The sequence below is a fragment of the Nostoc sp. DSM 114167 genome (assembly GCF_052692655.1).
Map to the genome: position 1 here is coordinate 2,080,972 of NZ_CP195116.1, position 12,798 is coordinate 2,093,769.

8 protein-coding genes are annotated in these 12,798 nt (G+C 42.3%); 2 read left to right on the top strand and 6 right to left on the bottom strand.

The features are described from left to right. Positions 1-3 precede the first annotated feature (3 nt). Together glgP and NSTC731_RS09005 are read left to right on the top strand one after the other, a co-directional pair. Positions 4-2,217: an alpha-glucan family phosphorylase gene (gene glgP, locus NSTC731_RS09000; protein WP_445630498.1), complete on the top strand. Its 2,214-nt coding sequence runs from the start codon at positions 4-6 to the stop codon at positions 2,215-2,217. Positions 2,218-2,424: 207 nt separating this feature from the next. After that, the gene (locus NSTC731_RS09005) at positions 2,425-3,201 is read left to right on the top strand and encodes a Uma2 family endonuclease (protein ID WP_445630499.1); all 777 of its coding nucleotides are present in this window, start codon (positions 2,425-2,427) and stop codon (positions 3,199-3,201) included. 120 nt (positions 3,202-3,321) lie between these two features. Here the strand turns inward: NSTC731_RS09005 and NSTC731_RS09010 are convergent, their stop codons facing one another. From NSTC731_RS09010 to NSTC731_RS09035, 6 genes are all read right to left on the bottom strand, one after another. Next, a complete protein-coding gene (locus tag NSTC731_RS09010) occupies positions 3,322-5,463 on the bottom strand; it encodes a hypothetical protein (RefSeq protein WP_445630500.1) in 2,142 nt (713 codons plus the stop codon). Positions 5,464-6,021: 558 nt separating this feature from the next. After that, a complete protein-coding gene (ligA, locus tag NSTC731_RS09015) occupies positions 6,022-8,058 on the bottom strand; it encodes an NAD-dependent DNA ligase LigA (protein ID WP_445630501.1) in 2,037 nt (678 codons plus the stop codon). A gap of 87 nt (positions 8,059-8,145) precedes the next feature. Continuing rightward, positions 8,146-8,316 (bottom strand): hypothetical protein, encoded by a 171-nt coding sequence (locus NSTC731_RS09020; protein WP_445630502.1) that lies wholly within the window; start codon positions 8,314-8,316, stop codon positions 8,146-8,148. 385 nt (positions 8,317-8,701) lie between these two features. After that, positions 8,702-10,993, bottom strand: a complete 2,292-nt coding sequence (glgB, locus tag NSTC731_RS09025) for a 1,4-alpha-glucan branching enzyme (protein WP_445630503.1) — start codon at positions 10,991-10,993, stop codon at positions 8,702-8,704. A gap of 271 nt (positions 10,994-11,264) precedes the next feature. Next, positions 11,265-11,597: a hypothetical protein gene (locus tag NSTC731_RS09030; RefSeq protein WP_445630504.1), complete on the bottom strand. Its 333-nt coding sequence runs from the start codon at positions 11,595-11,597 to the stop codon at positions 11,265-11,267. A 687-nt stretch (positions 11,598-12,284) separates the two neighbouring features. Next, complete coding sequence (locus NSTC731_RS09035) at positions 12,285-12,524, bottom strand: hypothetical protein (RefSeq protein ID WP_445630505.1); 240 nt, start codon at positions 12,522-12,524, stop codon at positions 12,285-12,287. Between the last annotated feature and the right edge of the window lie 274 nt (positions 12,525-12,798).

The following is a 12,798-nucleotide window of genomic DNA, read 5'->3' on the forward strand; positions in this document are numbered from 1 at the left end:
AGTATGGCTAATAGCAGTGCAATCACCGCAGCACGACACTTGAGTGAAAAGTTACCTTCACCGCTCAAACGTTTAGCAGATTTGGCTTATAACTATTGGTGGAGTTGGAGTGGCGATCGCATCTCTCTATTCCAAAGCATCGATCCCCAAGAATGGGAACGCTGTGGGCATAATCCAGTCGCAATTTTAGAGTCGGCAACTTATGAGCGTCTGACGCAATTAGCAGAAGACCCATTTTATCTAAAGCAGATATCCGCCCTCGCGCGTGAATTTGACCAATACATTAACCAGCAAGATACCTGGGTTAGTCGAGTTGCACCGCAAGTATCCAAAGACCACCCCATTGCTTACTTTTGCGCCGAATTTGGCATCCATGAGTCTCTACCCGTCTACTCTGGTGGTTTAGGAATTCTCGCCGGGGATCACTTGAAATCATCATCAGATTTGGGTGTGCCGTTGGTTGGTGTTGGCTTGTTATACCGCCAAGGTTATTTTCGGCAACGCTTGAACCGCCAAGGTTGGCAAGAAGATTATTATATTGACAATCCCTTTGGCCACATGCCCTTAGAGTTGATTAAAAATGAGCAAGGGGAATCGCTGACTATCGAGTTACAAGTTCGCCAACGAGTTGTAAAAGTGCAAATCTGGCGAGTGCAAGTTGGGCGAGTCACCTTATATTTATTAGATAGCGATCGCCACGATAACGATCCCATTGACCGTTGGCTAACGGGACACCTATACGGTGGCAACTTGGAAACCCGCATTGCTCAAGAAGTAGTTTTGGGAATTGGCGGTGTTCGCGCCCTACACGCTTTGGGAATTGAACCTTCTGTTTATCACCTCAATGAAGGACACGCTGCATTCTGCACCTTAGAAGTTGCGCGGGTAGAAATTGAGCGGACTGGTAAATCGTTCTATGATATCGAAGCCAAGGTACGGAATAGTTGCGTATTTACCACTCATACCCCCGTTCCCGCTGGTCATGATGTCTTCTCACCCGATTTAATCGATTCCTTCTTTGCCAGCTATTGGCCGCAATTGCGACTTTCTCGCGAACAATTTTTAGCATTGGGTGCAAGGCGATTGGGCGATCCTTGGGAACCCTTTGGCATGACCGTTTTAGCATTGCGGATGTCGCGTGCTTGTAATGGCGTAAGTGAATTGCACGGTCAAGTTTCCCGTAAAATGTGGACAGTTCTCTATCCGCAGCGATCCGAAGATAAAGTACCAATTGGTTACATTACCAATGGCGTTCATGCACCCACTTGGACTGCACCCTTGTTAGGTGACTTATATGAGGAATATTTGGGAGAAGACTGGAAAAATCGCGCCGTCGATCCCAAAATGTGGGCTAAAGTTGACGAGATTCCCGATGAGGAATTGTGGTCGCGGCATCTCATTCTCAAAGAAAGATTGATTGCCTTCACCCGTTATAAGGTAAAGAAATCACGGGAGTTGCGTGGCGAAAATTATGAACTCATTCAAGCAACAGAAAAATTACTCGATCCCAATGTCTTGACTATTGGATTTGCCAGACGCTTCAGCCCTTATAAACGCGGGGATCTGATTTTGCGCGATGCCCAACGCGCACTGAAGATTTTTGGTAATGCTCAACGTCCAGTACAAATTATCTTTGCAGGTAAAGCGCACCCAGCCGATGAAGAAGGTAAGCGGATTATCCAACGCTTGATGGAGTGGTGTCACAATTCCGGGATTATCAACCGAGTTGCCTTTATTGAAGATTACGACATTTACACTGGTCAAAAATTGGTGCAAGGCGTGGATGTTTGGTTAAATAATCCCCGTCGTCCTTTGGAAGCGTCTGGTACAAGTGGACAAAAAGTCTGCTTCAACGGCGGTCTTAATTGCAGCGTTTTAGATGGCTGGTGGTGCGAAGGCTACCAAACAGGGCCCGATGGTAAAGGAATTAACGGTTGGGCAATTGGTGAAGATGCTCATACTAGCGATCAAGAATTGCAAGATGGGATTGATTCGCGATCGCTTTATCAGCTATTAGAAGAAGAAATCGTTCCTCTATACTATGACCAAGATGCCCAAGGCATTCCCCATCGTTGGGTGCAGATGATGAAAACGTCCATTAAGACAAATGCGCCGTTATTCAACACCGACAGGATGATTGCCGACTACGTTTCACAGGTGTATGTGCCAGAGATTTCTAAGAGTGTGGAACCGATTTTAGCTAAAGTACTGCTTTAGAGCATTTTTACTTTCCTGGTTAAATAGGGGGGCGGGTTTTCTGCCCCTTTTTTTGCTCCTAGTATCGCTTGCGATATAGCAACAGCCAACGTGGTTAGGACATTAACAGATGATAAAACTTAGACACAACAAGACTTTTCACCCAATCCCCAGTCACCAGTCCCCAGTCCCTTGCGATAAGATCGAGAATAAATTCATGCTGTGTTTATGGCAACCCAACTCAGCCAAGCCAAATCACCAACAGAACTGGTAATCTCTTGGGAAGCCTTACCCAAAGATTTTCAACTAGAGGATGAACCAGTGGAGAATACCGGTCAGCCACTTTTAGCTGGTGCTTTGCGTGAAAGCCTAGAAATCAGTGGATTCATCCAACCTCAGATGTTGATAGCTTCAAACTTTGGTCTTTGTGCGACAGTCAACGAGCAATTTGTTGCCAAAGCACCAGACTGGGTTTATGTGCCATCGGTTAATCAAGTGGTGGCTAACCGCAAAAGTTATACACCCAATTTAGAAGGTGATATTCCGGCGATCGCTATTGAATTTTTATCCGATACTGACGGTGGAGAATATTCGGTAAAGCGAACTTATCCACCAGGAAAATGGTTTTTCTACGAGCAAATTTTGCAAATTTCCATCTACATAATTTTTGAACCTGATGGCGGTTTATTAGAATATTATCAACTGGAAAATAAGCGCTATGAGTTAAAGCAACCTGACGAAAATGGTCGTCATTGGATTGATGTAATGGGCTTATTTTTGGGAACTTGGCAAGGAACAAAAGAAGCGCGAACTGGTTATTGGTTGCGCTGGTGGGATCGAGATGGTAATTTATTACCGTGGGCTGTAGAACAGATTGAACAAGAACGCCAACGCGCAGAACAAGAACGCCAACGCGCAGAACAAGAACGCCAGCAAAAAGAACGACTAATTGCTTACTTACAATCTCAAGGTATTGACCCGAATAACTTGCCCCCGTTTGAGTAGAGGCAATTTCAAAGTCCCTCTCCCAAGCTTGGGAGAGAGATTTAGGGTCGGAAATCTGCGGCTTATAAATCGAAGAGGATTATTACAGAAATTCTAAATCATTTTATGAATTAATACTCATCACTCTGGAAATATCTTTTTTAGTTCAGAAATAATATCAGAGTGGCTTGTTTTCCATTCTTCCCATGCATTTTGAATAGCTTCTTTTTGTTCTTGAGTTAATTGCCAAGAAAGTGGAGGATTAATTTTACCACGAGGGAATTTAATGGGAATATGCATAATTTGTATTCCTTTTTGGCAAGATTTATCTTTTAAAAATTGCTGCACTTTTTCCGGCTCATCATGCTTGTAGCCGCATTTATACTTGTCTGTCAAAAGTTCTATATTTAATGTATTGCCTTCGTTTTGTGTATCACTACGAACATTTAATAAAGCGAGCAATGAACCAATAACTTCCATCTGCCATCCCGGAGCGCCTTTTTCTTTTTGGGGATTCTCATCATCAGGAAAAGCATTTATTTGGATTAAAACAACTTTTTTAATTTGGGAAGATTGCTCAGTTTCTAATAGTTGATTCAGTAAATCTATGGTAGTACCAATACCAAAGTTGTCGAAGTAACCACCATCACCTATATGATAATTCCATCTAGTGTCTTGACTAGGACGACACACAGGAGATACATAAGGAAAAGTGGCAGATAATCTAGCGGCTGTCGTCACATCAATATCATATTCTGGATAAAGGGTATTAAAATCTATAGATTTGCAATCCTTGTGCGGACTAAAAGTCATTGGACTAACTAAAAAACGCCGTCCATCTTCAACTAAAGTTGCATTAAAAATAGGAATAGGAATAATTCCTTGGTCAATTTTATCGCTCCAGCTACCTAAACTTGCCTTGGGATCTTTCATTTCCCCTTTCCAATCTATTTCGATAGCAGTACCACGGTCTTGCTCAGTTGTAGTATCTTTCTCTTTTGGTACGACAAAAGGTAAACCAACAAAACGAAGTAAATCTGGATAAGCAAATCCCCAGCCTGTAGCATCCAAACTATCTTCTGTAGCGCTTTGAAAAATCTGTTTTAATTGATTTTCTTCTGGATAACCCCGATCTCCAAATCTATCCAAATAAAACATTGTTCCGACAGAACCACCAGAAACTGAGCTTATCCAACCAATAGCTTTGGTAAATTTAGATCCAAGTTCTTGCTGTAAACCAGTCAAAACTTTAGCTGTCCATCCAGATGCTTGAATACCTCCACCACTAGCACAAACTACTACTAAAGTTTTATCTTCAGTTTGTTGATTTTTCAGACGTTGAGAGATAATATTAATCCACTTTTCTTTTGTTGGTTTTAGCCAGTTATTTTTTGAGTATATTTTGTAAAAATGGTCTACCTGAAAAATAGCATAAGAAACGGATGAAATTGCTAAAAATAATAGCAATGTAGGTATGCGAGACACATCAATAAAGTAAGAAATTCCTCCTATCCACACTACAATAACTGACAAAATGAGAGTAATATAAAAAAGAGCAGGAGCTTCAAACCTATTACTAATTGGGCGAGGTTTCAAGATAAAATAACCTAACCCATAAACAATTAATAGAAAAACTGAAAATACGGTGATTGCAGCAATCCCGTAAGATAAATTACCATCTACATCTACATAACCCCTTTGTATTCTTTCTGGTAAAAAATAAATTATTTTCAATAAAACCTGTTTTAAAAACTGATTATGTTCAAAAAAATACTTGTTAAAGTAATTGGTTATTAACAATAAAGCTCCTGCAATGATGCCAAATATAATTCCCCAACCTTCCCAGCTACAATCTGCTTCTTGTATTTCTTTTTTAGAAAGCTGAGTCGCCTTGATGGCAATTGGAAGACTTAAGATAATAGCGATTAAATATTGGATAAATACTGGAATTACTTGCTGCTGAGGTACATCAAAACGAAGATGAGAATTATACAAGATGATGTCGAAAACTTGGATCGTAGCGAGTCCTGCTAAAACTGCACCTCCAATAACTACAACCAACTGATTATTAGCGCGCAGTACAAATAAGTTTTTTAACATTGCTGATAAACCAGGATTCACTGAAATTGTTGGCAAGAATAACAGCAATAAACCAACAATTATAGGTACTCGCAAAAAGAAAATATATTGCAATACACTGTAAAAGTTTTGTAGCATTAAACTCAGGAATAATAGTCCCAACCACAAGACAATGCCGTTAAAAACCTGTTGTCTTTTGTTCATAACAAATCTCTGTAAATATACAAAAATTTAATTGTTTTTGTTCGTATTGGCTTATATCTTGCACCCAGCTTTCAGATAAATGAGATTGAAGAATTCAGGAGTCACAATGGGCTAAACCTTAGCTATCCGCTAACAGGAGCAAAGCCGGAGACGCTCCGCCTTTGCTCGCTCCGGTGAGAATCAAGACGCTTGTAGACTCGCTCTAGAAGCAAGATATAAGCCAATAAAGTTTGATACACAAGAAGATATCAAAATTCCGCAAAAGGGATTATGAAGTTATATTTATACCAATTCTCTAAAATCTGGCAACAGATTCAAACCCCGAAACCCAGATCCTAACTGACTTTCTTAATTACGAATTGGTATTAGTTAAGTATTAAGGAGTGCTAAATATATATTGATACCAGAGTCGAAAAAATATAAAACATAAGCAGATTTTATCACCCAAGGAAATAATACAGGTTGGAGCGATTATACTTTTGGGCTAATCGATAAGTATGAGTTAATTGCCTGGATTCATTCACGAAATATATAGCTTTCCAGGCTATTTACCTGATTTTAATCTTCAAGCATTTCCAACAATTGCGTCTCACTTAACTGCGTAATTCCCAAGGAAATTGCTTTGTCTAACTTGGAACCGGCATCTTCTCCTAACACTAAATAATCGGTTTTTTTACTCACTGAATCAGTTACTTTTCCCCCAGCTTTTTGAATCAAAGCCTTCGCTTCATCTCGCTTCAAGGTTGGCAATGTACCTGTAATTACAAAAGTTTTACCTGCAAATTTTTGATTACCATCCCCAACTATTTTTGTTTCCTCGGTGGCAGCTAATTGCAATCCTTCTGCTTGCAAGCGTTCTATCAACCTTTGGTTAGCATCAATCCGAAACCACTGGTACACAGATTGAGCAATTTCAGCACCAATACCATAAATGCCTTCAATATCTGATTGCTTTGCTGCTGCTAACTGCTCTACAGTAAAATATTTCTGAGTCAACAATTGAGCGTTGACACTGCCAACATGACGGATGCCTAAACCATACAATACCCTTGACCAAGGTTGATTTTTTGACTGGGCGATCGCATCCACTAATTTCTCTGCCGACTTTTTCCCCATCCTTTCCAATGCAGATAACTTCTCTGCTGTCAACTCATATAAATCGGCAACACAATCCACCAAACCTTTATCAACGAGTTGATATACTAGCTTTTCGCCCATGCCTTTAATATCCAAGGCATCACGACTTACCCAATGTTCAATGGAACCTTTAAGAATCGCCGCACAGGAAGCATTGACGCATCGAGTCACCGCCTCACCGGATTCTCGCACCACCAATTGGCCGCAAACTGGACAATGGGTAGGCATAAGGAAGGGTTCGGTGTCAGCCGGACGGAGTTCTTTGATTACCCTCAGCACTTCTGGAATGATTTCTCCAGCTTTGCGGACAATCACAGTATCGCCAATGCGGATATCTAATTGAGCAATGCGATCGCTATTATGTAAAGTGGCGCGGGAAACTGTTGTTCCCGCCAGTTGCACCGGGCGCATCTCTGCTAATGGCGTTAATGCCCCTGTTCGTCCCACATTTACAGCAATATTTTCCACACGGGTAGGTGCTTCTTCGGCGGGATACTTTAAGGCTACTGCCCATCGGGGAAATTTTTGCGTAAATCCTAGCTGTTCCTGAAGTTTAAAAGAATTCAGCTTTACTACTACCCCATCAGTCATATAAGGTAAATTCAGCCGTTCCGTATCCCAGTATTCGTAATATTTTGCCACTTCTGCGATCGAAGCACAGAGTTTGTGTTTGGGGTTGACTCGAAAACCCATCTTTTCCAACAACTCCAACGCTTCCCATTGGGTATTAGCAATACTGGTGTCATCCCTACCAGGAATGTGCAAGGTGTAGCCAAAGAAATCTAAGCGCCGTTTAGCCACAATGCGGGGATCTAATTGCCTGAGTGTACCAGCTGCGGCATTGCGGGGATTGGCAAATAATTGCTCGCTGGCTTTTTGCCTTTCTTCGTTGATTTGTTTAAATACTTCCAACGGCAAAAACGCCTCGCCTCGCACTTCCACTCTTTCGAGAATTTCTAACCCTTCAAAATTCAAACGTAAGGGAATAGAGCGAATTGTCCGTACATTTTGGGTAATATCTTCACCCGTTACCCCATCACCTCTAGTTGTGCCTCTAACTAGAATCCCATTTTGGTAAGTTAGAGCCAAAGCAGAACCATCAATTTTCAGTTCGCTGACATATTCCACTGCATCTATTTTCGGTACTTGTCGCCGCCAACGCTGATCCCATGCTTGCAACTCATCAATATTGAATGCATTCTCCAGACTATACAAGGGGATATTGTGCCGCACCGAGGTAAACTGTGTTGCCGGTCTCTCACCCACGCGCTGAGTCGGACTATCGGGTGCTGTCAATTCTGGATATTGAGTTTCTAATTGTTGCAATTCTCGATATAGCTGGTCATAGACTGCATCCTCCATGATTGGAGCATCTAGGACGTAATAAGCATAGCTTGCTTGTTGCAATAACTGGCGCAATTCTTCTGTGCGCTTTACTTCCGGCTTAATCTGTGTCATAAAATTATAAAATATCTAAGACAAGGCTAACAAATCATACATTTGTACTATACAAAATTTTGGCTTTTGAGCCATATCCCCCGCTACCTAATACTTGCATAGGGCGATCGCATCGTAAACTTCAGTAGTAAGCTTCCCCTGAGTACTAAGTATAATTTTACGGGTAAAAAATTTAGAGCGATCGCGAGTCAATAAATCGCTATATAAAAGAATGTAGAGACATAGCAATGCTACGGCTCTACAAAGGTAATAACGCATATTTAATTTCACAGAGTCCATTAGAAAACTGGGTTGAGTAGCTGTAAATAGGCGAAATTATCTTTAGGATGGGACATCACCAAACCTCTTGCAAAAGTAACTTTTGCAAGAGGGGGGGAAAGGGAAAAGGTAAAAGGGAAAAGGGTTTTTATGAGCCGCTTTCCCCTGGTTGGTGAGCTTGTCGAACCATACCCCAAACCCAATTCCCCACAAATGCCAAGAAGTCTACCCAATACGGTTCGGATAAGCATTTTTCACAATCGAGTGTGGTCTGGGGAATGGGTTTGGAGGTATTGGGTAAAGGATGTATTCAAAACCAATACCTTTTCCCTTTTCCCTTTCCCCTTTAACCGAAGCGTATTGGGGCAGCACCCACCCCACATTTTTATCCAATTACCTCAGCAGTCTTCTTCTTATCCAACTTGAGAATCAACACACCCAAAGGTGGTAAACACAAATCCAGAGAATAAGGACGACTGTGCAAAGACCAATCATCTGTCCATTTACCACCTAAGTTGCCCATATTGCTGCCGCCATACTGACGTGCATCACTATTGAACAACTCCGTATAAAATCCCTTTTGCGGTACACCAATGCGGTAGTGAGAATGGGGTTGCGGTGTAAAATTGCAAACAACGACCGCAAAATCATCAGAATCCTTGTCACGACGCATGAAGGCAACTACACTATGGCGGTTATCGCTACAGTCAATCCACTCAAACCCCGGTTCAGCAAAATCCTGGGTGTACAATACTGGTTCCGAACGGTAGAGATGGTTCAATTCCCGGAAAAACGTTCTTAACTGTTGGTGGGCTTCATGCTGTAATAAATGCCACTCCAAATCATTCCAATCATTCCACTCACTCCACTGCCCAAACTCCATGCTCATAAACATGGTTTTCTTGCCTGGGTGAGCAAACATATAGCTAAATAAACAACGCACATTAGCTAACTTCTGCCATGTATCTCCTGGCATTTTACCGATGATATTGCTCTTGCCATGCACCACTTCATCGTGGGACAGAGCCAGCATGAAGTTTTCGCTGTGGTTGTACCACATACTAAAGGTGATGTTATTTTGGTGGAACTGGCGGAACCACGGGTCCATGCTGAAGTAATCCAGCATATCGTGCATCCAGCCCATATTCCACTTCAAGTTAAAGCCCAGTCCGCCTGTATAGGTTGGCCAAGATACCATTGGCCAAGAAGTGGATTCTTCCGCAATTGAGAGAATACCGGGAAAATAGCTAAAGATAATGTGATTTACCTGACGCAGAAAATCTGCTGCTTCTAGGTTTTCTCTGCCACCGTACTGGTTGGGCAGCCATTCCCCTGGTTCGCGGCAATAATCGTTGTAGAGCATCGAGGCAACAGCATCAACACGAATCCCGTCAATGTGGTACTTGTCGAACCAGAAGAGGGCATTTGCGGCGAGGAAATTACTAACTTCATGGCGACCGTAGTTAAACACCAAAGTACCCCATCCTTTATGTTCGCCTTTACGGGGGTCAGCGTGTTCGTACAGGTGGCTACCATCAAAGAAAGCTAAACCATGTCCATCTTTGGGGAAGTGACCGGGAACCCAATCTACAATTACCCCTATATCATTTTCGTGACATTTGTCAATGAAATACATGAAATCTTCGGGTCTGCCAAAACGCGAGGTAGGGGCATAGTACCCAGTTACTTGATAACCCCAAGAGCCATCAAAGGGATGCTCCGCAATGGGCAGCATTTCTATGTGGGTGTATCCTAATTCTTTGACATAAGGAATGAGTCGGTCAGCCAGTTCCCGATAGGTAAGAAAACGTGCGCCCGGTTTTAATCCAGAAACGACAACTACTGGTTCAGTTTCACCATTGGGAAGTTTAGCTGGTTCTGCACTCGAAGCGTGTAACCAAGAGCCTAAATGTACTTCGTAGACTGAGATGGGCTGAGTTAGCGGGTCAGTACGACGCCGCTTTTCCATCCAGTTTTCATCACTCCAACTATAAGCATCTAAATCAGTGACAATGGATGCTGTTTTCGGGCGAACTTCTTGCTGGAAACCGTAGGGATCGGATTTTTCGTAAATGTGTCCTTCAAAATTTTTGATTTCATATTTGTAAGACTCTCCTACACCAATTTCAGGAATAAACAATTCCCAAACCCCGGTGGGGCCTTTACGCATCTGGTGTTTACGTCCATCCCAGAGGTTGAAGTCTCCCAACAATGAAACGTTGCGAGCGTTAGGCGCCCAAACTGCAAAATAAACGCCTTTAACGCCGCCTATTTCCGTAGGGTGCGCTCCCAGCTTTTCGTATATCCGGTGATGGTTGCCTTCACTAAACAAATGCAGGTCAAAATCTGTCAAGTTGGGAGAACGGAAAGCGTAAGGGTCATAGGTGACACGCTCATGTTCTCCTTCTTTAATCCGTAACTGGTAGTTTGCCAGTTCTGGAGTGTCAATCGTGCATTCAAAAAAGTGGGGATGATGCACTGGTTGCATTGGGTATTCCTTGCGTTGTTCGGGAAGAACCACCCATGCTGCACTTGCATTTGGTAGGTAGGCCCGTACAGCCCAGACAGTTTTGCCGTCTTGCTGTATAGGATGAGAACCTAGTATTTCAAAGGGATCGTTATGCTGATTCCAAACGATGCTGTTAACCTGCTCAGGGGCGATCGTGGTCATGGACATGAAGCTACCTAAGTGAAATAACGTGATTGACTAAATCTACTTTTTTAATATCTATATATATTCTTTACATTTATTTGCAATTTTGTCGCCACCGTTATCCTACATCAGAATGGAGTATTGAGCATGAGGCGTTGGGTATAGGGCATAGGGTATGGGGGATGAGGAAGCAGGTGGTCACTGAGCGTAGCCGAAGTGGGGGCACAGGAGCAGAGGAACGGGGGAGAATAACTCTTGACAAATGACTAATGACTAATGACTAATGACAAATTTATCAAAAATTTAAAAATGGAAAAAACTGCAACAAGGTTTTACGTAAGCGAAGCAAGAAAATCTGTTCTCGAATTTTGGGGTCTAGTTTTGGTGGCGGGACTTCTTGCAGCTGGGCTTGCAATTGAATATACTCAGCAGCTGTTAGGGATTTTCCATCAATAGGCGATCGCGCTTCTATAATAATCTTTGTCCGTAATATTTCTTCTGGTGTATCCTCTGGTGGCGGTAATGCTATTGCTGCCGATCTCCAATAGTTACTTAAAAAAATCAAAGTAGCACTAATTACTATTAAGCTGAGTAATTTTATAGATTTTCTCGTTTTAACTCTCCTCATCTCCTGAACTACGTTCACAACGCAGGATGAAAATCTGTTTTTCTTATACCCAAATTTTCCCAATAAAAATCTGGCAATATCAAGGGAGATTACCAAGTCTTTCCTGATACGGAATAGACTACAGGAATGCTCAAGAGCAATTGCCAGCGATCGCGATAAATTTTTTTACCCTCTCACAACTCAGTAGTATAAGTAATTTAAAATGCCAAATGAGAGAAGTCTTTGCCTAACAAAATAGCTTAGATTAACTCAACTCCCTTGGACTGAGAACAACGTTTGAGCGGGCGGGACTTTCAGAAGGACACTTGGTAAAGGACATAACCCTCTTTACCATACTGGTGCTGTTAGCGGTAGCGGGGCGTTTAGCCCGTGCTGAGTTTTGAAGTTGAGTACTCAGTACTTTTGCAGTATAGCAAAAGCCCCGCCCCTCTCTGCGAGACGCTGCGCGAACGTGGGCGATCTTTTAACTCAGCACTCGGAACTAGGAACTCAGCACTCTTTACCAGTGTCCTCTACTTCCTGCCCTACTTAGTTGAGATTTGAGCAGACTCTCGGCTTTGATAAACCAGCATAAAAATGAGGTTTTTTCGTCAATCCAATTAATTCGAGCGATATTTCGAGCTATGTAGTGAGGAATGCTGTCACTAAGTAGTTCTGGGCGCTATTTAAACTAAAGTTTAAGATGCCTTATTTAGGTTTAGCGGGAGTAGTCGCTGCGGGAGTCGCTGCGGGAGTCGCTGCGGGAGTCGTTGCGGGAGTTGCTGCTGGGGTAGCGGCAGGAGTAGTCTTAACAGCAGGTGCATCAGTTGGTTCACCTGTAGCGGCTGGAGTAGCAGTACCAGCACCATCACCACCACCACCTTCACAGGCCCCAAGAATTGCAGCCAGACTTAACATTAAAGCAAAACCAAAGATTTTTGTTTTCATAACTCCTCTTTCACCAATTGTGGCTAGAACAATTTTTCGCCTGTTGAATACGATACCGTATTTATTGCTTTTTTTAAATTCTGCGAGATTACATACTTAAAAAAAACATTCCTTTGGGGTATTGTTTTTGGAATTACGTATCCTGATTAGTTTCTCTTAACTCAGGAGCAAAACGAAAAATACCAACTTATTTAGCAAACGGAGCTATGATAGCAAAAAATTTTATTTTTTTCACAGAGTATTGCATCTGGCTACCTGACGTTGCCATACTTTA